The 24,790-nt window shown below is 40.8% G+C and carries 14 protein-coding genes; 5 read left to right on the top strand and 9 right to left on the bottom strand.

Features of this window, described 5'->3' with window-relative positions; translation table 11 throughout:
* Positions 1-422: 422 nt before the first annotated feature.
* Together L2737_RS07020 and L2737_RS07025 are read right to left on the bottom strand one after the other, a co-directional pair.
* Positions 423-2,483: a S9 family peptidase gene (locus L2737_RS07020; protein WP_248955268.1), complete on the bottom strand. Its 2,061-nt coding sequence runs from the start codon at positions 2,481-2,483 to the stop codon at positions 423-425.
* Between the two features lie 330 nt (positions 2,484-2,813).
* On the bottom strand, positions 2,814-4,352 hold the full coding sequence (locus L2737_RS07025) for a fumarate hydratase (protein ID WP_102527517.1): 1,539 nt from the start codon (positions 4,350-4,352) through the stop codon (positions 2,814-2,816).
* Between the two features lie 181 nt (positions 4,353-4,533).
* On the opposite strand from L2737_RS07025, the gene pabB reads away from it, so the two are divergent.
* Positions 4,534-5,982 (top strand): aminodeoxychorismate synthase component I, encoded by a 1,449-nt coding sequence (gene pabB, locus L2737_RS07030; protein WP_248955269.1) that lies wholly within the window; start codon positions 4,534-4,536, stop codon positions 5,980-5,982.
* Positions 5,983-6,111: 129 nt separating this feature from the next.
* Here pabB and L2737_RS07035 read toward each other — a convergent pair whose 3' ends face one another.
* From L2737_RS07035 to malQ, 6 genes are all read right to left on the bottom strand, one after another.
* A complete protein-coding gene (locus tag L2737_RS07035) occupies positions 6,112-7,869 on the bottom strand; it encodes a glycogen synthase (protein WP_283108299.1) in 1,758 nt (585 codons plus the stop codon).
* 120 nt (positions 7,870-7,989) lie between these two features.
* A complete protein-coding gene (glgC, locus tag L2737_RS07040) occupies positions 7,990-9,252 on the bottom strand; it encodes a glucose-1-phosphate adenylyltransferase (RefSeq protein ID WP_248955271.1) in 1,263 nt (420 codons plus the stop codon).
* Between the two features lie 96 nt (positions 9,253-9,348).
* Complete coding sequence (locus tag L2737_RS07045; protein ID WP_248955272.1) at positions 9,349-11,946, bottom strand: glycogen/starch/alpha-glucan phosphorylase; 2,598 nt, start codon at positions 11,944-11,946, stop codon at positions 9,349-9,351.
* A gap of 90 nt (positions 11,947-12,036) precedes the next feature.
* A complete protein-coding gene (gene glgX / locus L2737_RS07050) occupies positions 12,037-14,235 on the bottom strand; it encodes a glycogen debranching protein GlgX (RefSeq protein WP_248955273.1) in 2,199 nt (732 codons plus the stop codon).
* 2 nt (positions 14,236-14,237) lie between these two features.
* Positions 14,238-16,466 carry a 1,4-alpha-glucan branching protein GlgB gene (gene glgB, locus L2737_RS07055; protein ID WP_248955274.1) on the bottom strand — a complete coding sequence of 743 codons (2,229 nt, stop codon included), beginning with the start codon at positions 16,464-16,466 and terminating at the stop codon, positions 14,238-14,240.
* A gap of 110 nt (positions 16,467-16,576) precedes the next feature.
* Complete coding sequence (gene malQ, locus L2737_RS07060) at positions 16,577-18,841, bottom strand: 4-alpha-glucanotransferase (protein WP_248955275.1); 2,265 nt, start codon at positions 18,839-18,841, stop codon at positions 16,577-16,579.
* A gap of 369 nt (positions 18,842-19,210) precedes the next feature.
* On the opposite strand from malQ, the gene L2737_RS07065 reads away from it, so the two are divergent.
* Entirely contained in the window at positions 19,211-19,795 is a 585-nt protein-coding gene (locus L2737_RS07065) for a CoA pyrophosphatase (RefSeq protein WP_248955276.1), read from the top strand.
* Positions 19,796-19,803: 8 nt separating this feature from the next.
* On the opposite strand, the gene L2737_RS07070 is transcribed toward L2737_RS07065, so the two are convergent.
* Entirely contained in the window at positions 19,804-20,139 is a 336-nt protein-coding gene (locus L2737_RS07070) for a hypothetical protein (protein WP_102527532.1), read from the bottom strand.
* A 237-nt stretch (positions 20,140-20,376) separates the two neighbouring features.
* Here L2737_RS07070 and asnS point away from each other — a divergent pair, with 237 nt between their 5' ends.
* The 3 genes from asnS to L2737_RS07085 all read left to right on the top strand — a co-directional run bounded on the left by asnS (position 20,377) and on the right by L2737_RS07085 (position 24,718).
* Positions 20,377-21,777: an asparagine--tRNA ligase gene (gene asnS / locus L2737_RS07075; protein ID WP_248955277.1), complete on the top strand. Its 1,401-nt coding sequence runs from the start codon at positions 20,377-20,379 to the stop codon at positions 21,775-21,777.
* Between the two features lie 337 nt (positions 21,778-22,114).
* Positions 22,115-23,998, top strand: coding sequence for a DUF294 nucleotidyltransferase-like domain-containing protein (locus L2737_RS07080; RefSeq protein ID WP_102527534.1), 1,884 nt, complete (start codon positions 22,115-22,117; stop codon positions 23,996-23,998).
* Between the two features lie 3 nt (positions 23,999-24,001).
* Positions 24,002-24,718, top strand: a complete 717-nt coding sequence (locus tag L2737_RS07085) for a 3'-5' exonuclease (RefSeq protein WP_102527535.1) — start codon at positions 24,002-24,004, stop codon at positions 24,716-24,718.
* Positions 24,719-24,790: the final 72 nt, after the last annotated feature.

Raw genomic sequence — 24,790 nt, forward strand, 5'->3', positions numbered from 1 at the left:
AGCCTTCATAGTGAAATTTAATTTCAATTAAAGGCGAAAATTAATATTTTTCAGCCTACAGAGTGCAACATTTGTTATAATATTTCTCTTTCTGAATATAAATTACTGTTTAGCTTTTGTTTTCATTTTATTCAATACAGTACATTGAGGTTTCCCATGGGTAAACGAAATAGAATCAGCCAAAAAAACGGTCAACGCAAAATTACTGGCTCTAGAAGAAGGTTAGCTTATTTTCTATGGATAACAAAAACCGGACATAAATGCCCGCCTACCGAGCTTAAAATAGCTGACGATAATAGCTTAAACTCAAACGCTATTTAACGACTCTATGATTAAGCTGTAAGATCCACTTTATAAAATCAGACAAAAAAAAGAGATGCTTATTAGCATCTCTTTTTGTTTAATCAGACGTGTTGGTATAACTATTTTTTCTCAGTCCAACGATCCATCCAACCAAGTACGTTTTTGTACCATTGCTGCAAGTTATCTTGGTTCAGAATCCAATGGTTCTCATCTGGGAACATTAATAGTTCTGATGGGATATCGTTACGCTGCATGTAAGTAAACGCTGCTAAGCCTTGTCCATAAGGCACACGGTAATCTTTTTCACCGTGGATCACTAGCATTGGCGTTTTCCAGTTTTCAACATAGTTTACTGGGTTAAACTTCTCATACAGTTCTTTGTTTTCAGTGTAAGTACCACCGAACTCATACTCTGGGAACCATAATTCTTCAGTTACGTGATACATAGAACGCATATCAAATAAACCAGCATGGTTAACTAAACACTGGAAGCCGTCACTCCAATTACCTTGGAACCAGTTCATCATGTAACCGCCGTACGAACCACCTAATGCACAAGCGTTATCAGTATCTAGCCATTTCTGTTGTTGACCAACAGCTGCTAAGCCTTTTTGTAAATCTTCTAAAGGCTTACCGCCCCAATCTTTTGAGATTGAATCAGTAAATGCTTGGCCATAACCAGTAGAGCCATGGAAGTCGACCATCACTACGCCATAACCTGCACCAGCCCATAGCTGCGCATTCCAGCGACCACTAAATGAATTACCAAACGATCCTTGTGGGCCGCCGTGAACTAAATAGGCAACAGGATACTTTTTACCAGACTCATAGTTAGCAGGCTTGATCCAGTAACCATGTACTGTCTCGTTGTTCCAACCTTTAAAGTTAAACTGTTGGAATTCGCCAAATTGAATCTCAGCGAGTTTTTCTTCGTTTACGTTAGTTAAACGGGTTAGGTTTTCACCTTCTAGGCTGATTTTGTATAAGTCACCTGGCTCTACCAATGATTTATTACTAAAGATGATGCCTGAATCAGTAACGGCTACAAGGCTGTTACTGCCGTCATTGTATAGTGGACGTACATCACCAAACTGGGTGTTAACTTCAAAGATGCTAACTTGACCCACATCTTGCGCAGTGACATACAAGGTTCGGCCATCATCACTAAATGTCAGTGAGTGTGGGCTGCGATCCCACAGCGGTGCGACTTCTTTTTCAGCGCCTGTCACAGTGTCACGTAACATAATGCGGTAACGATCGGCTTCAAAACCAGGTTTGCTCATGGCTAAATACGCTAATTGGCGACCATCTTTTGAATACGTTGGCTGTGCATCCCATGCTAAGTTTTTCTCAGTTAGGTTTTCAGCTTCGCCGCCTGTTACTGGCACTTTCCATAAATCGTAATTTGTTGTCCAAGCTTGGTCTTTACTTGGCGCTTTTGCGCTATAAACAATATGCTTACCATCTGCAGTAAATGTGACCTCTTCCATGCCTGAGAAAGGTTTTGGCGGGGTTTCAGTATCTAGACCTAAAGTAACATCAACCACATCTTTTACTGGCTTACCATTTAACTGGCCAACGAATAAATGATTACGGGCATGATCTTCCCATGTGTCCCAATGGCGAACCATCAACTGCTTGTATTCACGGCCTGTCGTCTTTTTGTTTTCTTCTTCTGCAATACGGTCAACAGTACAAGCTAAGTCCTTGCACTCTGGAAAGACACGCATGTTCATGACAACTTGTTTGCCGTCATTTGAAAGCTTGTAACCATTAACGTCTAACGGTAAGTCTGTGACCTGCAAAGCTTCGCCGCCTGATAAAGACAAGTTATAAAGCTGACTTGAACCATCGCGCGCAGCAAGGAAGTAAATTGATTTGTCGTCAACACTGAAGTTAACGTCATGCTCAGTCCCTTTATGGGAAGTAATTTGCACTGGTTTAGCATTTTTGTTGCTTAAGTCGAGAAGATAAAGATCAGAACTACTCTCGCCTTGTTCATCAATGTGTTTAACTGCATAAACCAATTGAGTGCCATCATTTGACACTGCCGCAGAATGTAATTTGTTAAGTTTAACGAGCTGCTGCACATTAAAAGGAGTTTTAGTTGGCTCTGCAGCTTGGACAGAAAGTGCAAGTCCTGCTGCGCCAAGCGCAAGTAGTAGCGACGACTTTTTCATTTGATGAAGTTCTCTTGTTATTTTTTGTTGTTGATATCAATCACATTCAATTTCTAAATAAATCAATTATGGCTAGCATCATCACAGTTTTATGAGGTGAAGTTAGCAGTCAGTTAGTGAACTGAAATGACTCTGTTTAAAAAATACTGCTAAGCACATTACCCAAACAAAAACGCTCAGGCAATAGAGGGGTTCAAAAAAATGAATCTATCTATTTCTGAGCGTGATTTTTTAAACAATTTGAGTGTTTAAGCAGCTATATAAGCACGTATGACAGCATTTATATATGTTTCCATATAAGCACTTAATTAAGCTAGTCAAATATCAACACTAGCTTTTAGCGTTAGCAATATTCACTTTCCAAATTGCAGGACCCGTTTCATGAGCATTAATACCCTGAGTATCAACGGCTACAGTAACCGGCATATCTTGCACATCAAATTCGTAAATCGCTTCCATACCTAAATCTTCAAATGCGACAACGCGCGACTTTTTGATTGCTTTTGATACAAGGTAAGCTGCGCCGCCCACAGCCATTAAGTAAACCGCTTTGTGTTTCTTAATTGACTCGACAGTCTGTGGTCCACGCTCTGATTTACCAATCATGCCCATTAACCCTGTTTTTTCGAGCATAAGATCAGTGAACTTGTCCATACGGGTTGCTGTTGTAGGGCCTGCTGGACCAACGACTTCGTTACCTACTGGATCGACTGGGCCAACGTAGTAAATAAACTTACCGGTAAAGTCGACACCTTCAGGTAAACCTTCGCCAGATTCGATGAGCGTTTGAATACGTTTATGCGCTGCGTCGCGACCTGTTAGCATTTTGCCGTTTAGCAATAAGGTATCACCACTCTTCCAGGTTTCAATTTCAGCTTGGGTAACGTTATCTAAATCGACGCGATGAGTGTTCTCACCCGCTTCACGAGTGATTTCTGGCCAATCAGCTAATGATGGTGGGCTTAAATCTGCAGGGCCTGTGCCATCTAAATGGAAGTGAACGTGACGAGTCGCTGCGCAGTTAGGGATCATTACAACAGGTTTAGATGCCGCGTGAGTCGGTACAGACTTAACTTTAATATCTAAAACTGTCGTTAATCCGCCTAAACCTTGTGCACCAATACCTGTGCTGTTAGCACGTTCAAAAATATCTAAACGTAGCTTTTCTTCGGTAGTTTCTGCGCCGCGCTCCATTAGCTCATGGATATCAACAGGATCCATTAACGACTCTTTTGCTAACACAGCTGCTTTTTCAGCAGTGCCGCCAATGCCTATACCTAGCATTCCTGGTGGACACCAACCCGCACCCATTGTCGGTAAGGTTTTTTCAACCCAAGCTGCAATGTCATCTGACGGATTTAACATGACCATTTTAGATTTGTTTTCTGATCCGCCGCCTTTAGCAGCAATCATCACTTCAATGTGATCGCCAGGCACCATATCAATATGTACTACAGAAGGCGTGTTATCACGAGTGTTTTTACGTGTGCCAGCAGGGTCAGCCACAATAGATGCACGTAAAGGGTTGTCTGGATTCAGGTAAGCTTGGCGTACGCCTTGATCAACCATTTCTTGTACAGTCATGTCGGTTTTATCCCACTGAACTGCCATACCAATTTTAACGAAAGTGGTCACAATACCTGTGTCTTGGCATAAAGGACGTTTGCCTTCAGCTGACATACGAGAATTAATCAAGATTTGTGCGATTGCATCTTTTGCAGCTGCACTTTCTTCGCGATCGTAGGCTTTCGCCATCGCATCAACGAAATCTTTTGGGTGATAATACGAGATATACTGCAGAGAATCAGCAATGCTTTCGATGAAATCAGCTTGCTTAATCACAACACTAGCAGAAGAATTTGTAGACATATAGGGGCGCTCCAGCAGCCATTGAGGCATAACTTGTTTTATTTTTATATGAATGCGGTGTTAAAATTGAATTTAACCATAGAGTTAAAAAAGCATTCAATTAGCTATTAATCCTTTCAGGGACAATATGATACTCTTTCCAGCCTTTTTGGGCTACATGACATTTTAAATAGGTGTATTAATGGGACAGTTGAGCCAAGACTCTCTTGCTATAACAAAGCTAAATTGGGCATTAGACACCCACACAGTTTTCAGCGTGGTGAGCGATCAACCCTGGGCAATGTTATTGGATTCAACTCAAACCCTACATCAAGATGCCAATTTTGACATCATAGTGTTTAGCCCAATTGCCACCCTTGTCAGTGATGGGTCAAGCATCGACTGTTCAATAGTACCTAAAAGACAAACTCAATCTGATATCAACTCCTCAGCTACTATTACTCCAACTACCACTGCTAATGTTTTTGAAACACTGCAAGCAATGCAAAGCAAACTTTATCCAACCCAGTTTGATTGTAAGCTGCCATTTAGTGGCGGCTCAGTGGGTAGTTTTAACTATGATTTAGGCCGAGTCATTGAAAACTTGCCCCAACAAGCCATGAAAGATATTCAACTACCTGATGTTAATGTCGGTTTTTATGACTTTTCTTTATTATTTAGCCATCAAGAAAAGTGCTGGTATGCCACGCACTACCTTGGAGGAAATGCCTTAAACCTTGAGGTGAAAAAATTTGAAGCAAAACTTCAAGAAGCAGATGACACCAGTAAGCAATGTCAGCAGAACAATGCATTTAAACTCACCTCGACTTGGCAAAATCAAACCACAAAGGCGCAATATCAGCAAAGATTTGAACAAGTTCAAACCTACTTACACCAAGGTGATTGCTATCAAATCAACTTAACTCAGCGATTTAATGCCAGCTATGAAGGTTGTGAGTGGCAAGCTTATTGCGCTTTATCAGATGCCAACAAAGCCCCTTTTTCAGGTTTTATACGTTTAAAAGATCATTGTATTTTATCAATATCCCCTGAGCGGTTTATCCAGCTGACTGACGATAAAGTCTCTACAAAACCTATCAAAGGTACTTTACCGCGCGGTAAAACGCCGCAAGAAGATGATGCTAATGCCGCTAAGCTTAAAGCATCAGAGAAAGATCGCGCCGAAAACGTGATGATTGTGGATTTACTGCGTAATGACATCAGTAAAGTCGCTACTGCAGGTTCTGTAAACGTGCCAAAGCTATTTGATATTGAAAGTTTCCCTGCAGTGCATCATTTAGTCAGTACAGTGGAAGCCACCCTTGCCCCTCAGTATGATGCTGTCGATTTATTAAAAGCGGCCTTCCCTGGTGGTTCAATTACTGGCGCACCTAAAATCCGCGCGATGGAAATTATCGAAGAGTTAGAGCCATCAAGACGAAATATCTATTGCGGAAGTATTGGTTATATCAGCCAAGATGGCCATATGGACACGAGCATCACCATCCGCACATTAGTCACCGAAAACAATACCATCTATTGCTGGGCCGGCGGCGGCATAGTTGCTGATTCCGATGTGGATGCTGAGTATCAAGAAACCTTTGATAAGGTCAGTAAAATTTTGCCAGTGCTTGAGCAGGTTAATCAATAACCTTATTAATTTATCAACTTTTTTGTCGATGTTGCTTACGATATTAGTGTCGTTTGCAATATTAATCATGATGCTCATCTCAATTAAGACAGCTAAATGACTTAGCTGTCTTAAGCCTTAACCTTGAATCTAATCGCAGTAAAGCTTTTCTAAATACTCTTGCGCGACTTTGTGCCAAGTAAATCGAACGTCACTGGCAGATTGCCTCATGGCCAAATACTCATCTGGGTTGTCATTGTGCATGGTTAACGCTTGCTCGAGTACTAATAACAACTGCTGGGCTTGATGTTGTAAATTATTGCCTTCAAATAACCAGCCATTATGTTTATCTACAATCGTGTCTCTTAGACCACCGACGCCATGGGCAATACACACTTGGCCGTGTTTCATGGCTAATAATTGGCTTATTCCACAAGGCTCAAAACTGCTTGGCATCATAAACAGCTCACCATATTGATATAGGCTGGTTGATAAACTGTCATCGTAACCATTAAGGAACACAAAGTTATCGTTGTTTGCAGCGACTTTTTGAAACTCTACGGCAATTTGTTTATCGCCACTGCCCAAAAGGATAAATATTGCTTTAGGTTTAGCTTGCTTTAGTCGCTGTAAAACAGATTGTAAAATAGAACCTGAATTACCGTTGGTTTGCCTTAGCAATAACACTTTTTGATCGGTTAAACGCCCTACTGATGTCATTAAAAAATCACAGGCTAGACTTGGTTTTGATTGTTTTACCATCAACATTTGTAAGCGTGTTAAAGCAATTTGATCGACTGCTTTTACATACTCAGATTTACCAAGCCACTTAATAACGGCTTGCTGAGAATGTTCAAATACTTGTGAAATTTGTTTGCTGGAAACAGGCTTTATATATTTAGCGACTTTCGACACTGTACTTACTTGAGACACCTTTCTCACTTGGTCATGGGTCACTTGGTTATTAGTCGCCTGTGTTTCATTAGTCACTTGGTCATGAGTCGCCTGAGTTTCATAAATACAGCCATTAAGTATGCCGACTACGTCACCTCGATGATGCTTATCAAGCAATGAGTCTTCTAAACCTTCACCGCCAAAAAAACCGTTTTGGTGATCGGATGCCATTAATACTTCATTGGCATAAGTCGGCGACACCAAATGGACCTTATCACTGAGTTCAATGCCCATTTTCATCGGGTTAATACAATGAGGATAACGAGGGTCACTGATTTGGGTTTTCTGTGCTTGAGTTAATTTCATCGTTAACTCAGGAAACCATGCCGTAAATGATGACACATCTTCACGAATGGGCCGAATGCCCTGCAAAGCTAAATTATGAATAGAAAACACACAAGGTAAGGCTTTAAGCGCTGCATATTCAGATGCAAAGGCACGTAGCATCACTAACATTCCTGCATGCCAATCATGCATATGCAAGATATCGACCGGGGCTATGACTGCATCGATATAAGCTTGCGCTACCACTAAGTTAAATAAGGCAAACTTAGTGGCATCTTCTGCAAACGGACGGTCTGGAGCGCCTTCGGTATATACTTGGTTATCAGGGCTATTAAATAAATGATGATCAAACAAATAAACTGAGCTAGTTAACTCAATACTTTTGCCTTTCGAGCTTGTATCTTGCGTGCTTTTATCTTGCAAGCCAGTCGCTGTTAAAAATGGCGCAGGCATTTTGTAGACATCGATTGTTTCGAGATTGGCGCCAAACTTTACCACGACCTTAGCAATAAATTCTGCGTTGTTGTCATTGGCAATGAAGCCATAATTAGGCATTGCCACATCGACACACACATCAACTATGGCGAGTGCTGGTGGTAAGTCACGGATAACATCGGCCATTCCACCTACTTTGGCCCCTTTTATTGCGTCGTTTTCTGCTGCGATCATCAACACTTTTTTCACGTTGCTGGTTACCTTTTCAATATTTAATTTGGAACTCATAACATCGATAGCGATATCTAACTAACAAGCGGCTATTTAATGACATAACCGCTCATTGAGTCAGATTTACTCGTAACCTACTGGCAGCCCGAGCATTTTACGGGTGACTAAAGTGATACCTTTTTCAGAGACTCTAAAACCACGGGCTAAGTCTTGCTCGCGGCTGTAACCTATTTCCATGCCCTCAGGTATTACGCAGCCGCGATCAATAATCGCATTCTGAATACGACAGTTTTTAAGCACCACCACATCAGGTAACAGCACTGAATCTTTAACGAATGAATATGAACACACTCTGACTTCATCAAACAGCACACTGCGTTTAACTTTAGCGCCCGAAATAATACAACCACCAGAGACGATAGAGTCCACTGCCATACCGCGACGGTCATCATCATCAAAAACAAACTTTGCTGGTGGCAATTGTTCTTGATAAGTCCAAATCGGCCACTTGGCGTCATACAGGTTTAACGCTGGGGTTGGCGAGAGTAATTCCATGTTAGCTTGAAAGAATGAATCTAAGGTGCCTACATCACGCCAATACGCTGGCTCGTCAGGCACTGCACTGGTAAACGGGAATGCAAATACATTGGCATCTTTAATGATGGCTGGAATAATGTCTTTACCAAAATCTCGGTCAGAATTCTCGTTGTCAGCATCTTTTCGCAGTTGATCGAACAAGAATTTAGTATTAAATACATAGTTGCCCATTGAGGCTAAACAGAACTCTTCGTTACCCGGAATCGATTTAGGCAACTCTGGTTTTTCTTCAAAACCAATTACCCGTTTATCTTCATCGACTTCCATCACACCAAATGCCCCAGCCGCTTCTGGAATTGGGGTTTCTAGGCAGCACACCGTCATATCTGCGCCAGATTCAGCGTGAGCTGCAAGTAAACCTGCATAATCCATACGGTAGACATGGTCGCCAGATAAGATCATCACATACTTAGGTATTTCATGGCGAATAATATCGATATTTTGAAACACCGCATCGGCAGTGCCTTCATACCAATTTCCAGAGGTTTGCTGCGATGCAGGTAATATCTCTACTGATTCACCGAGTTCTTTTTTGAAGTGTCCCCAGCCACGACTGACATGGCGTATCAAAGAATGAGATTTGTATTGGGTGACAACACCGACACGGCGAATGCCTGAGTTAATGCAATTAGACAGAGGAAAATCGATAATGCGGAATTTACCACCAAAATATAAGGCAGGTTTTGCACGCCAATCGGTTAGCTCATGTAAACGAGAACCTCGTCCACCAGCTAAAATAAGAGCATAGGTATCGCGGGTAAGATTACTAATATAACGAACATTCGACATAAATATTAACTCCTAACTGTACGACTTTGGTTAGGGGCTGCAACTTGTAGAAAACGCACTCCTAGCAAGCTAACAAGCCCTTTAGCTATCTGATGATTATTTGGCTAGCCAAATTTCGTCACGATATGCACTAATAGTGTTGTCACTTGAAAAACGTCCGCTTGCGGCAGTATTTCGAATACTCATTTGAGTCCAATGCTGTTGATCTGCATAGGCCTGTGACACCTTATCTTGTGCCACTTTGTAAGCTTCAAAATCTGCTGCGATCATCCATTGATCAAAAGGATCTTCAATAGCATGAATAATGCTGTCGAAAATGCCCGGTTCCACTAAATTGAAATGACCACTTTTCAGCATGGTTAATACTTGCTGTAGAGCGGTCGATTGTTGAATAAATTGTTGAGGGTTATAGTTTGTTTTAAGTTGGCTGACCTGGTCTGCATTAAGACCAAAGAGGAAAAAGTTTTCTTCCCCTACTTCTTCAAGCATCTCGATATTGGCGCCATCTAATGTGCCAATGGTCATCGCACCGTTCATCATAAATTTCATGTTGCCAGTACCTGACGCTTCTTTACCTGCTGTTGAAATTTGCTCAGATAAATCGGTACCAGGACAGATTTTTTCCATAGCGCTAACGTTGTAATTTGGCAAGAAAGCAAAACGCAGATAAGGCGTAACGACGGGATCTGAATTCACCATATGTGCGACGTTGTTGGCTAATTTGATAATTTGCTTGGCCATCGCATAACCTGGAGCAGCTTTACCACCAATAAGCACACAACGAGGCTGTAGGCCTTCGGTATCACCCGCTACAATACGTTGGTATAAATGGATGACATGCAGAATATTTAATAACTGTCTTTTGTACTCATGGATCCTTTTTACCTGCACATCAAACATCATTGCAGGATCAAACGACACATTGCATTCTTCAAGGACTAACTTGGCTAAATCGACCTTGTTGTCGAATTTCACTTGTTGCCACTGTTTCATAAACGCTTTGTCATCAGTGAACGCATTTAGCGCTGTCAACTGAGTTAAATCCGTCACCCATTGCTCACCTAAACGGCGATTTAATAAATCAGCTAGCCTAGGATTACAGTGAGCAAGCCAACGCCTTGGCGTTACGCCGTTGGTTTTGTTATTAAACTTTTGTGGCCACAATTGATAAAAGTCTTTGAACAAACCTTTTTTCAGTAAATCAGTATGCAGACCAGCAACGCCATTCACCGAAAAGCTTGCCACAATCGCTAAATAAGCCATTCGCACATGAGGCTCTGGCCCTTCTTCGATAATCGACATACTGGCAAGTTTATGGTTATCACCAGGCCATTGATGCGCGACTTCTTCAAGATAGCGCGCATTGATTTCGTAAATTATGTCTAAAATCCGCGGCAGCATGTTTTTCAACATACGCACTGGCCAGCGTTCAAGTGCTTCAGGTAATAAAGTGTGATTGGTATAAGCAACGCTTTTTGAAGTGATGTCCCATGCTTGATCCCAAGCTAAGCCATAATTATCCATCAATAGGCGCATCATCTCAGGGACTGCAATACTAGGATGGGTATCATTAAGCTGCATGACGTTTAGTTCACTAAAGCGGCTAAAGTCTTGGCCGAATACTGTAATGTAGCGTTGTAAAATATCTTGCAGACTGGCTGATGATAAAAAGTATTGTTGCCTTAATCGTAACTCTTTACCGTTTTCACTTGCATCGTTGGGGTAAAGCACCATGGTAATTTGTTCGGCTAAGTTTTTACGGGCTACCGCTTCGGTATAATCACCATCATTAAACTCTGCTAAATCAAAGTCATCGGTGGCTTCAGCTTTCCATAACCGCAAAGTATTGATACGGCCATTTTTAAACCCTGGCACTGGCATATCATGGGGAACAGCTTGAACATCTTGGGTATCAACCCACACATAGTGCCGGTGACCTTCAGGATCGACATAAGATTCTGTATGACCAAAAAAAGGCACTGTAATGGCATGGTTTGCCATTCTCACTTCCCATGGGTTGCCTTCACGTAACCAGCGATCAGGTTGCTCTACCTGATAACCATCAACCAATTTTTGTTTGAACATGCCATATTCATAACGAATACCGTAGCCCACAACTGATAAATCTAAATTGGCACAACTGTCTAAAAAGCATGCCGCTAAGCGCCCTAAACCGCCGTTACCTAAGCCTGCATCTAACTCCGCTTCTTGCAGGGTTTCTAAATTGGCTGAATAATCCGTTAATGCATCGTTAGTCTCTTGGGTTAAATCTAAACTGAGTAAGGCATTGCCTAAAGTACGCCCCATTAAGAACTCTAACGATAAGTAGGCTATTTGTTTTTGCTGATACTGGTTATCTTTTAACCGAGTTTCACGCCATTGGGGTAATAGTTGTGATTTAACTGTTGAAGCAAGCGCACTATAAATATCGTTCACGGCTTGTTCATCGCGGCACAATGCCCCATGAAACTGGCGTTCAAATGTTGCAGCTAAGGTATCGCATGGGTCACAATCAGTGATTTTCGCATTAGCTGTGCTCTTGTTGGCGACTGGCTTTTTAGCGGTGCGTTTCGCCGTTTTAGCTTTGGTCTTAGCTACAGGCTTTTGTTTCACTTCTTCGGCATTATTCACAGCAGATAAATTGTCCGCCGAGGCTACATTAGTTGCTGGCGTTTTTCCTTTAGTCACAGTCATCGATAAAACTCCTTTATTACCCGCTTAATTTAAATGTTAATTTCGAAAATTATTTGATAAAAATTTGAGTTAATTCATTTATATAGATGTTTATTCGTTTTGCTGTTCACATGCATGGAATAACATTAAGCTTCTGCCTAACAAGGTCAGTTGATAGCTGCATGCATAACTCGGTTCTACAACTTGTTCTGATGCGCCATCATCTATGGTTGTAACAGCGACTTTGACTTTGTTTTTTGCCAACAAGCTTTCAATATCACTATTAGCAAGTTGCTGCGTGTTGATTAACGGTTGCCACTGGCTAAAACCTTCAATAATCGGCAAAACAAATTGTTGTGATTGCTCATCGGCATTAAGCAGTAGTAATAAGGCTTGAGGGTGTTGATAAGGCGGTAAGGTTTCGCACGTTAATACCACCGCTAATGTGCGCGCTTCAAACTCGCTCCACTGACGCTTGACCATGGGTTCGCCGTGTCGGCTATACCAGATAAATCCATTGTCATTTTGATCTTCTGGCTGATGTATAAATTCGCGATGACATAAGGCTGGGAAACGTTTACGTAATTTGATTAGTTCTGCGGTAAACTCGACCAATGGCCAATCGATATTTTGCCAATCAATCCAACAAATACGATTATCTTGGCAGTAAGCATTATTGTTACCTTGTTGGCTATGCCCCATTTCATCGCCACTTAATAACATTGGCACGCCTTGGGATAGCATTAATGTGGTGAGTAGGTTTCGCTGCTGGCGTGAACGAATTTGAAGAATATCACCGTCATCCGTTTGCCCTTCTACGCCATAGTTATGGCTGAGGTTTTCATGATGACCATCACGATTATCCTCGCCATTATCTAGATTATGACGTTGCTGAAAACTCACCACGTCATGCAAAGTAAAACCATCATGGCTGGTGATAAAATTAATACTGGCTGAGGGACTACGGCCATGATGTTCAAAAAAGTCACCAGAACCATGAAAGCGTCTAGCAAATTCAGGCAACATGCCATTATCACCACGCCAAAATCGTCTCATAGTATCGCGATATCTATCGTTCCATTCACTGAAAGCAATAGGATAATTACCCAATTGGTAGCCTCCAGGACCTATGTCCCAGGGTTCTGCAATCAGTTTCACTTGGCATAGCACTGGATCTTGAGATATCGCATCAAAAAAACCACACCCAGGGTCAAAACCATAGGTTTCACGACCTAAGCAACTGGCTAAATCAAATCTAAAGCCATCCACTCCCATGACCTCAACCCAATAACGTAGTGAGTCCATGATCAGCTGTAATACTTGCGGATGATTGGAGTTAAACGTATTTCCGCAACCCGTATCGTTAATGTATAAACGCTGATCGTTTGACACTAAGCGGTAGTAACTGGCGTTATCAATTCCGCGAAAGCTTAACGTTGGGCCTAGGCGATTACCTTCTGCCGTATGGTTATAAACTACATCCAAAATGACTTCGATATTCGCTTCATGGAAAGCATCCACCATGTCTCGAAACTCAGTGATACTGTCACCACTGAGATAACTTGGATTGGGTGCAAAAAAACCAATACTGTTATAGCCCCAGTAATTACTTAGGTTTTTTTCAATCAAGAAGGGTTCATTGAAAAAACTTTGTACTGGTAATAGTTCTATGCAATTAACCCCGAGCTGAGATAGGTATTGAATCGAGCTTTTTGATGCAAGGCCTGCGAAGGTTCCCTTAATTTCATCGTCAACCTCATGGTTTAAGACACTAAAGCCTTTCACATGTGTTTCATAAATAATGGTTTGCTCTAAAGGAATGTTTGGACGCTTTATCGTTTTTTGCTTTAATGCGCGATCGTCTATCACCACACATTTAGGCATAAAATTCGCGTTATCAATATCGCAAAAAGACAGGTCGGACTCGCTACTGTCTAGTGCATACCCGTAATTGGCATCATTGGGTTCAAGCTCACCTAGCAGTTGTTTTGCATATGGGTCGAGCAATAATTTATGGTGGTTAAATCGATGTCCAAGCATCGGCTGGTAAGGGCCGTAAACGCGATAGCCATATAAAGTCCCTGCAGTCAGTCCTTCAAGATAACCGTGCCAAATTTGTCTGGTTTTTTGCGGTAGGACAAACTGTTGCTCATTCAAACCATATTGGTCGAAAATACAAAGCACCACCTTGGTTGCATGAGCTGAAAATAATGAAAAGTTAACCCCATTATCATCCACAGATGAACCCAATGGATAAGGACTACCAGTTGCTACACTCTCTAAAAGTTGTTGAGATTTAGCATATGACATGACTAATCCTCATCCAGCACATTATTTGAGTTAACGGCTAACACAACACAAGCTAACGGTGGCACAGTGATCACACCACTGCCTTTCATTCCCTGCCAGGCTTCCTTATCGTAAGCAATGACACTATTGGTCACATCACTGCCACCATAACAATGACTATCACTGTTAAGCACTTCGACATAATCTTGCTCAAGTGGTAATCCAACACGAAAATGATGATGCACTTGTGGGGTCATATTAATGATGAAGACTAAATGTTCATCGGTTGATTTTGCATAGCGTACAAAGCTAAACACACTGTGTTGAGTGTTATCACAGTCGAGCCATTGAAAGCCGGTGGTTTGATGATCTAATTCGTACATACAAGGATATTGCAGATAGAGGTTATTTAAATCCCTCACCCAATCTTGCATGCCTTGATGTGGTGCATATTGTAGTAAATGCCAATCTAAACTTTGGTTATGGTTCCACTCATCACGTTGAGCAAACTCAGACCCCATAAAGATTAACTTCTTACCTGGTTGGCCCCACATTAAGCCAAAGTATGCCCGTAATGTGGCAAATTTTTGCCAATCATCACCTGGGATTTTGTGTAGCAGCGAGCCTTTACCATGTACCACTTCATCATGGCTGACGGATAATATAAATTGCTCGGTGTATGCATAAACCAGCGCAAAGGTCAGTTCATGATGGTGATGACTTCGATAAATGGGATCGCGTTTTAAATAGCTTAAGCTGTCATTCATCCAGCCCATGTTCCATTTAAACCCAAAGCCTAAGCCGCCATTTTCAGTAGAGTTAGTTACCCCAGGCCACGCCGTCGACTCTTCGGCAATCATTGTCACGCCTGGATAGGATGCATAAATCCGTTCATTCAATAATTTCAAGAATTCGATGGCTTGAATGTTTTCACGACCACCATATTCATTAGGTAACCATTGCCCTGAATCTCTGCTGTAATCTAAATACAGCATCGATGACACGGCATCTAAACGCAGTCCGTCGAAATGAAACTCTTCTAACCAATAACACGCGTTACTGAGCAAAAAACTTTGTACTTCACCGCGGCCATAGTTGTAAATCAAAGTGTCCCAATCAGGGTGTTCCCCTTGACGTGGATCTTCGTGTTCATACAAGCAGCTACCATCAAACTTTGATAAACCATGAGGATCTTTTGGAAAGTGTGCAGGTACCCAATCCAGCAAAACACCAATATCACGGGCATGACAGGCATCAATAAAGGCTTTCAAACCTACAGGATCACCAAATCTATAAGTCGCTGCATACAAACCTACGGGTTGATACCCCCATGATCCGTCAAATGGGTATTCACTAATGGGCATCAATTGAAGATGGGTAAAACCCATTTCTTCAATATAAGGTATGAGTTGGTCTATTAAGTCTTGATAGTTTAAATATTCATCACCCCATTCACCTTTACGTTTCCACGAGGCTAGTTGAACTTCATAGGTCGACATTGGTGCATGATGTAATTGTGTATCGCCACGCTGTGTAAGCCAGCGATTGTCATTCCATTGATAATCACTTTTTGCTGGAATAACTGAAGAGTTGCCTGGTGCAGATTGCATTTGTACTGCGTATGGATCCGCCTTTTCAACCTGTTCACCATATTGATTGGTAATTTGATACTTATAAAATTGCCCAGCACTGGCATGGGGTAAAAAGATTTCCCATATACCGTTACTTGGATGAAAACGCATAACATGCTGCCTGCCATCCCAGTGATTAACATCGCCGACCAAAGACACACGCTTAGCATTGGGTGCCCAGACGCAAAAATGTACTCCTTCAACGCCTTGCGTTTGGCGCCAGTTTGCACCTAGAAACTGATAACTCTTTTGCTGCTTTCCCTCAGCAAATAAATACACATCATCTGGGTTTATTAGCGAGCTAAATTGATAAGGATCGATAATGGTTTCAACGCTCATTGGATAAGTGACTTTTAGGCTATACAAAAAAGGCTTTACCCTTCGTCCCATCACGCCAGCAAATAAACCTTGATCGTCTATCTGGGCAAGTTCAGCCACTTTTTTACCGTCTTTCAAACTCATCACTTCAACGGCAATCGCGCCTTTAATGAAACAACGCACCAATAATGACTTACCATTTTCAGCCTTATGCATACCTAAGAGTGAAAACACATCGGTATAGTCACCGCTTAAAATTGCGATATCAGATCCATGATTAAAATAAGGGGCATTAGTCGTCATTGTTTATTGCTCCATGTAAAAGTTAATTTGTTACTGTCGCCCTACTACTTGCACTTAATGGTTAGCAACAGTCTTAATAAGTTGGATTTGTTGGCCGTTACATCAAAATGTTATTCAATTGAACCTGCCGATAGCGAACAGGATTCTGCAAGTGCAGATTGCTTGCAATGACGAGCACGATTAACAATATGAAGTTTTTGCTTCACATCTTCTGAGTCCATTATTTGCTCTAAACTCTGTGACAACCTGCGCCGCCAATTAGGATATTCTTTCCAAGTTCCTGGGATATTTATCGGCTTAACTTCATTAATAAGATCGTCAAGTTGAACGCTATACAACATGGATTCACCAGATGCTGTAAGTGATAACCATGCATTAATAAGCGCAGGCTGTTTGATATCGTCTAAAGTGATGTGTGACGGTAAAAAGTGCTTTGATTTAAGCAAATCTAATAATTGCAGCTTCTCATTAAGCCTGTCGTTCAACGCGTTATATTTCTGCTCAGTGTCAGTTAAACCAAGTTGTTGCCTTAACTGAATGTCGTCGCCATTCCACCAAGCTGACAATGTTGGTACATCATGATTAGCTAACATCATCAAACTATGTGGTTTATAAAATTCAGGCGGTGTAAAGCCATGGTAATTTTTTGTGAAGTAGAACAGTTCGTTAGAAAAGATTTTGGCTTTGGATAAGTTTTGAACGATCTCAGGTGGAACAATGCCTAGGTCTTCACCAATTAATAAACATTGCGTTCGCTGACTTTCGAGACATAGAATCGCCAATAACGTATCTAGTGGATAATAAACATAAGCACCATTACCGAGATGAGTATCTGTAGGCCACCACCATAAACGTAATAACCCCATCACATGATCAATCCGTAACCCACCGCAAGACTCCATATTACTGCGAATGAGCGTAATAAAATGCTGGTAACTTTGCTGCTGAAGGTTAATGGGATCAAGTGGGGTTAGCCCCCAATTCTGCCCTTGTGGTGCGAAAGGATCTGGCGGCGCGCCGATATTCGCTTGCTGGCAAAAATAGCTAGCATTTTGCTGTACCTCAGAACCCGTTGGAGATGCCCCAACAGCCATGTCCCTGATTAAGCCAATCTGCATGCCGACAGATTTTGCTTTTAACTGACATAAAGCTAATTGTTCTGCAGCCACAAACTGTAAGTAGCAAATAAAATCAGCTTCATAGCTAACATTAATATGATGAGGTTCAGCTGCTGGGCTGTTATTGGATAAAGCTAATTGATGATCGACAAATTGACTTAAAGCTTCTCCCTGTTGCTTTTTAAATTGAGTGAATTGTTTAAATCGCTTTGAACGTTTCGAGCTATTTTTAGTGATAAATACGTCAAACAATAATCGATAGATTGAATACTTAACTTGATAAACAGCCGAGTAATTGAGTAGCTCTTCATTGAATAAATTCGTTTTTTTATTATCAAATTCATCAGACTGGATTATGGCCGCGATACTTGCGTATTCGTCTACTGATTCAATGTGGATATATAAAGGATTTAATCGACGGCGATCATCAGGGCTGTACGGGCTGACACTATCGGGTAAACCTAAAGCATGTAGCGGATTTAATAATATAAAATCAGCACCTTGTTCAGCTGAATAATCAATTAGCTTTTGCAAGTCGTTAAAGTCACCAATGCCCCATTGACTGTGACTCTTAATGCTATATAGCTGCGTGCTTATTCCCCAAGGTTTACTCGCATCAACTCCATTTGTGTTTACATGAGCATTTGAACCTAGCTTGGAAGCTGAATTAGCTTTTAAATGCGTTGTTAATTCCGACTCTTGATGCTCAACAGTGCCACAATATGCACTGCGCGGCGCAAGCATAAATATGCCAGTATATGTTTGGGTGTAATTATCTGATTCGGTGGTTAAACTGATTTGATGATAACCAAGACCCACTGGCATATTAGATTCAAGATTTAACCGATATTGGTATTTGAAGTACTTAATTGAATCAAGTTGATAATCACCAACAATGGATAGCTGATGACTATGCACTTGAAAACGATAAACATCGCCTTGTTCGCTAATGATTTCAACCCGCAATTGCCCGATAAATGATTCAGGAAAAAATACTTCCACTACCGGTTCATCAACATTGCTCCACTGAAAATGATGCAAAGGAATTAGCCATGGCTTTACGTCAAGTTCATAAATCCGTTGCTCAATATAAGCATCACTGAAACTCTGTTTATTCGGATCTTTATCTAAATAACCCAAACACATTGATTTTAGAATTCCATTTCTATCTTCAGGGCAAATGTGAATATTGTTGCCAAAGCAATCAATAAATTCAGCCCCTACGCCTTGCAAATACAGTAACTTTTCCAGTCCCATATTTGTCTTCCTCGCGAATAACATAACTGGTTAATAACTCAGCACTAACCATGCCAGTAAAACATCACAGTTTAACTACAGTGATATTTCATTAAGGTGACAAATTAATTTACATATATTCAGCAGCTTACAACCAATAAAAAACCAAGCTTATATTTTGACCGTTTGAATTTAATCATGAATGTATTGGTGCAGATAGTATTTTGGTGCAAAAAACGCACAAGCAATGTGCATCACAAATCACTGAAACAATATAAGAAAGGTGCTACCAGAGATGTTTTATATATGATGCTTTCAAAGCAACAATCTCTTATGATGGGCTTAAATAATAAGTAATTAATACAGTTACACAACCATCGGGGGGAATAAATGAACGCCACTCAATTCAATGTACATTTTTCTCTTCAAAGCCTAGCTAGCGAAATAACCTCTGCACCGATTAATAGAAGCTTACGAAAGGCTGCTGTACTAGTGCCGTTAATGGAAGTTGATGGACAGTTACAAATATTACTGACTCGACGTGCACTGCATTTAAGAGCGCACCCAGGACAATATAGCTTTCCTGGCGGTAAAGTAGATGATGCAGATAACAGCATGATTGAAACCGCGCTTAGAGAAGCTGACGAAGAAATTGGTTTAACTGCTGATAATGTTACCGTTATTGGTAACTTCCCTCCTCACGCCACTTTTACCGGTTTTGAAGTAACACCGATTGTCGGAATAATAAAACAACCTTTTGATATCATATTAGATCCAGGTGAAGTGTCTGAAACCTTTTGGGTGCCACTACAATACTTCTTTAACGCGAGTAATCGATATACTTTTAGTTTTATGCGAAACGGCAATGATTTTGATGTGCATTATATGCCGTACAAAGGAAAGTTTATTTGGGGAGTGACGGCAGCAATTATTGATTTGCTATGCCGTCATATTGATTTACAGCATTTAAAATAATGTCAGCTTTATATTACGTAACGAATATAAAACCCCGCAGCAAGAGAAACCAGTAGTAACAAAGGAATATTGACCCAGTATTCTATCTTTCGTGACGTTTGCGCGTAATAGTTCACTGCTAGGTTCACTAAGCTTATCCCTGCACACCACCAAATTAAGTACTCTAATTTGATTGTTAAGTCTGGATCCCAATTAAAGCGTACTTCAACACCTTTGCTCATATAATAGCCAACAGCTCTATCGGGTCTTGCTTCACCAAACACGATAAGCGCGTAAACAGCTAATGCCCAACCAGTAATGGATAGCACAGTTAATATAAATTGCAGAACTTTGGTTTTGGACATTTAACCACCTACATCAATTAGATGATAATAAAATATACTCTTTGTTCATACGCTTACAAGCATAAATTAAGATCAATTTTAGTCGTTTAAAGATGATTTACCCCATTAAACAGTCGATATTGTTAAAAGTTAGCTAATAATCTTGCTATAAGGGCTTTTTCGGCTTGTGAAAAGCCGATATCAAGGTAATATAAAGCACTTATTTTTATCATTGATCCATTGGAGAACTAAGCAACAATGAGCATTACATCTGTCGCTTCTGTATTTAAAGGTGACTTCGCGATTGGTTCGCAAGTTACAGTACGTGGTTGGGTTCGATCTCGCCGCGATTCTAAAGCTGGTATTTCATTCCTAGCTGTTTATGACGGTTCATGTTTTGATCCTATTCAAGGCGTAGTACCGAATAATTTAGATAATTATACTGAAGAAGTGCTTAAGCTTACTGCTGGTTGTTCAGTGATCATGACTGGTGAAGTCGTTGAGTCTCCAGGTAAAGGTCAAGCATTTGAAATGCAAGTCACCAAAGTTGAAGTAACAGGTTTTGTTGAAGATCCTGATACTTACCCTATGGCAGCTAAGCGTCACTCTATCGAGTACCTTCGCGAACTTGCTCATTTACGTCCTCGCACTAACATTATTGGTGCCGTTGCCCGTGTACGTAACTGCTTATCTCAAGCTATCCATCGTTTTTATAACGAACAGGGTTACATTTGGGTATCTACCCCATTAATCACTGCTTCAGATACTGAAGGTGCTGGTGAAATGTTCCGTGTATCAACATTAGACATGGAAAACTTACCGCGCACAGATAAAGGTGCTGTCGATTTTTCTGAAGATTTCTTCGGTAAAGAATCATTCCTAACGGTTTCTGGTCAATTAAACGCTGAAACATATGCGTGTGCACTGTCTAAAGTGTATACCTTTGGCCCAACATTCCGCGCAGAAAACTCAAACACGAGTCGTCATTTAGCTGAGTTCTGGATGGTTGAACCTGAAGTCGCATTTGCTGACTTAGATGATGCTGCAAAATTAGCTGAAGACATGCTTAAGTATTGTTTCCGCGCAGTATTAGAAGAACGTCGTGACGATTTAGAGTTCTTTGCACAACGTGTTGAGAAAACAGCAATCGAGCGTTTAGAAGCATTCGTAACCAGTGACTTTGCTCAAATTGATTACACTGACGCAATCGAAATTCTTAAAGCGTGTGATAAGAAATTTGAATTTAACGTTGAATGGGGTATCGATTTACATTCTGAGCATGAGCGCTACCTTGCTGAAGAACATTTCAAAGCCCCTGTTGTTGTTAAAAACTACCCGAAAGACATTAAAGCATTCTACATGCGCTTGAATGACGATGGTAAAACAGTGGCAGCAATGGACGTACTTGCACCTGGTATCGGTGAAATTATTGGCGGCGCACAACGTGAAGAACGTTTAGACGTACTTGATGCGCGTTTAGCTGAGATGGAATTAGACCAAGAAGATTACTGGTGGTACCGTGACTTACGTCGTTATGGCACAGTCCCTCACGCAGGCTTCGGTTTAGGTTTTGAACGTTTAGTATCTTACGTTACAGGCGTGAGCAATATCCGTGACGTGATCCCATTCCCACGTGCACCAAAATCTGCAAACTTCTAAATCACCCCTCTGGTTCGAGAGGTAATTGATTTAAAAAACGCGCTTTAGGCGCGTTTTTTTATGTCTATAAATCCAGCACCTTCACATCAAAAATAATCACCCATAACAACCATTATTCATCAAAACCCTCTGCAAGCACGTATAATTATGGGTTTAGCTATCAATTTAAATCATCCAAAAATATAAGCTAATTTTCTATTTACATTCTAAGACCTTATTAACAAAGTTTTTGTTGATACGATTTTACTATTGAAAACTTGTTTGCGACTTAACTGCATAGTCATAATAAATGCCATATAATGATTGTTATAATCAAATCAATAATATCGAGCGAATAATGGAAGTCGAACTACTTGAAATTCGAAACTTCATCCGCCAGTACCCACCTTTTGATCAACTGCCTGAGCAAGCGTTAATCGAAGTGTCTAAAAGCGTCGAAATCTCTTACTATCGTTCTGACAGTATGGTGATTGAATTTGAAGATAAGATTCATGATCTGTATATGATCCGTAGCGGCGTAGTAGAAATATACCGCCGTAAAGGTGAACTCTATAATCGACTCGATCAAGGTGGTTTGTTTGGACAGCTTGGCTTATTGACCAACAATAAAGTTCGCTACCCTGCAAAAGCAGTTAAAGACACGCTGCTTTATTGCATTCCCGAAAATATTTTTGAAGAGTTTTGTGAACGTTACGATGTCTTTGCTGACTTTGTTGAAGTTGAAGGCAGTATTCGATTACAGCAAGCTGTTGAGGATAATAGTGATGATGCTAACTCTCTCACTACATCTAAAGTAAAAACCATTCTGAGTGCTGAACCTGTGATGTTGTCTAATACAACTTCAATTCAAGATGTTGCCAGGATTATGACCAATGAGAATGTGTCAGCAGCCATCATTAATGATCCAAGCCTCACAGATGAAGGCGGCAACAGTTTTGTCGGCATCATCACCGTTCGCGATCTATGCGCAAAAGTTATTGCTGAAGGCTTAGACGTTGACACGCCAGTGGGCGAAGTAATGTCTACCGAGCTCATATCGTTAGATCATAATGCCTATATTTTTGAAGCCATGCTATTAATGCTTCGATATAACGTTCACCATCTACCGATTTTAAAAAACAGGCAGCCTATCGGTTTAATTGAAGTCACCGATATTATTCGATATGAATCTCAAAACAGTTTGCTAATAGTCAGCAGTATTTTTCAGCAAAACAGCATTGAAGATTTAACTGTATTATCTCAGCAAAACAGTGCTTGTTTTGTCCGTATGGTTAACGAGGATGCTAACTCGCATATGGTCGGTCGTGCAATGTCAGAAATTGGCCGTAGCTTTAAGCAACGCCTCCTTGAATTAGCTGAAGAAAAGTTTGGTCCACCACCTGTGCCCTACTGTTTTCTTGCACTGGGTTCAATGGCGCGTGATGAACAATTAATCGTCACCGATCAAGATAATGCGATTATCCTCGACAATGATTATCAAGAATCACTACACGGTGAATATTTTGAAAACCTGGCTAACTATGTATGTGATGGCCTAGCGGCTTGTGGATATACATATTGCACTGGCGATATTATGGCGACTAACCCTGAATACCGTAAAACTCAATCTCAATGGGAAGATTGCTTTGCTGACTGGATTGAAAATCCGAACCCTCAAGCTTTATTAAACTGTTCTATTTTCTTCGATTTGTATGGCGTGTATGGCAGACCTAAATGGGCAGAACAATTAAATGCCTTCATTCTAAGAAAAGCGAAAAAAAATAACCGCTTTTTAGCCTGTCTTGCTCGAAATGCGTTAAACCGTACTCCGCCATTAGGCTTCTTTAAAGATTTCGTCATGGAAAAAGATGGTCGTCATAACAATTCGATCAACTTAAAAAGACGTGGCACAGCCCCACTGGCTGATTTAATTCGTGTTCACGCACTGGCGATTGGCTCTCAATCGCAAAACTCTTTCGATAGACTGGAAGACATTATAGAAGCCGGGATCCTTCCTGCTACCAAAGGCAAAGATTTACAACATGCCATGGAGTTCATTTCATTAGTTCGCATTCGTCATCAGGCATTAGATATTGAGGCAGAACAAGAACCTGATAACAATATTGAACCTGAAAACATGTCTGAATTTGAAAGGCGTAATCTTAAAGATGCATTTTTGGTATTAAGCAGCGCGCAGAACTTTTTAAAATTCCGCTACACTGCAAACAGTATGCAGGGGTAAACAATGCGTAATTTCACCAATCAAGAAGTCTTAAACTGGGAAGCGTTTTTACAAATAAAAGCCAAAGAAAGCAAAGATAAACGCTTAACAAATTTTTATGATGTCGGCACATATCATGCTGAAACACTCCTCAAAGATATTGAGTTTGTTGCGCTAGACTTTGAAACTACAGGGTTGGATGCTGACCAAAATAGCATAATCAGTATTGGGTTGGTGCCATTTACGTTGAACCGAATCGCACTAAGACATGCAAAGCATTGGTTTGTTACCCCTGAAGATAAACTGCAAGAAAACTCTATTATCATTCATGGTATCACTCACTCTGACTTAAAAGGGGCACCTGACTTACTGCGTATTTTAGAGCAATTATTAGATGAACTTGCGGGTAAAATTGTTGTAGTGCATTACCGTCGAATAGAACGTGATTTTTTTGATGCAGCACTGCGATCATTGATTAATGAAGGAATCGTATTTCCCGTCGTTGACACCATGCAAATAGAAGCTGAAGTGCAGCAAAACAAACCTAAAGGCTTTTTAGATTGGTTTAAGCATAAGCGACCTGAATCCATTCGATTGGGAAGTACTAGAATTCGTTATAACCTGCCGACTTATCCACCACATGATGCGCTAACAGATGCCATTGCCACAGCTGAGTTATTGCAAGCGCAGATTTATCATCACTATAGCGCGGAAACTCCGATAAAAAAATTGTGGATTTAGCGCTATAAACCTGTGCTATATCAAATAAAAAAGGCACCTTAATTAAGGTGCCTTTTGCATTATTCTAATAAT

The sequence above is a fragment of the Shewanella electrodiphila genome (assembly GCF_023283985.1).
GTDB lineage: Bacteria > Pseudomonadota > Gammaproteobacteria > Enterobacterales > Shewanellaceae > Shewanella > Shewanella electrodiphila.

Coding starts and splice junctions, on each gene's coding strand:
- L2737_RS07065 (WP_248955276.1), top strand. CDS start 19,211: ATGAACGCCACTCAATTCAATGTACATTTTTCTCTTCAAAGCCTAGCT.
- L2737_RS07025 (WP_102527517.1), bottom strand. CDS start 4,352: ATGTCTACAAATTCTTCTGCTAGTGTTGTGATTAAGCAAGCTGATTTC.
- L2737_RS07085 (WP_102527535.1), top strand. CDS start 24,002: ATGCGTAATTTCACCAATCAAGAAGTCTTAAACTGGGAAGCGTTTTTA.
- glgC (WP_248955271.1), bottom strand. CDS start 9,252: ATGTCGAATGTTCGTTATATTAGTAATCTTACCCGCGATACCTATGCT.
- L2737_RS07045 (WP_248955272.1), bottom strand. CDS start 11,946: ATGACTGTGACTAAAGGAAAAACGCCAGCAACTAATGTAGCCTCGGCG.
- malQ (WP_248955275.1), bottom strand. CDS start 18,841: ATGGGACTGGAAAAGTTACTGTATTTGCAAGGCGTAGGGGCTGAATTT.
- L2737_RS07080 (WP_102527534.1), top strand. CDS start 22,115: ATGGAAGTCGAACTACTTGAAATTCGAAACTTCATCCGCCAGTACCCA.
- pabB (WP_248955269.1), top strand. CDS start 4,534: ATGGGACAGTTGAGCCAAGACTCTCTTGCTATAACAAAGCTAAATTGG.
- L2737_RS07020 (WP_248955268.1), bottom strand. CDS start 2,483: ATGAAAAAGTCGTCGCTACTACTTGCGCTTGGCGCAGCAGGACTTGCA.
- glgB (WP_248955274.1), bottom strand. CDS start 16,466: ATGACGACTAATGCCCCTTATTTTAATCATGGATCTGATATCGCAATT.
- glgX (WP_248955273.1), bottom strand. CDS start 14,235: ATGTCATATGCTAAATCTCAACAACTTTTAGAGAGTGTAGCAACTGGT.
- L2737_RS07070 (WP_102527532.1), bottom strand. CDS start 20,139: ATGTCCAAAACCAAAGTTCTGCAATTTATATTAACTGTGCTATCCATT.
- asnS (WP_248955277.1), top strand. CDS start 20,377: ATGAGCATTACATCTGTCGCTTCTGTATTTAAAGGTGACTTCGCGATT.
- L2737_RS07035 (WP_283108299.1), bottom strand. CDS start 7,869: ATGATCGCAGCAGAAAACGACGCAATAAAAGGGGCCAAAGTAGGTGGA.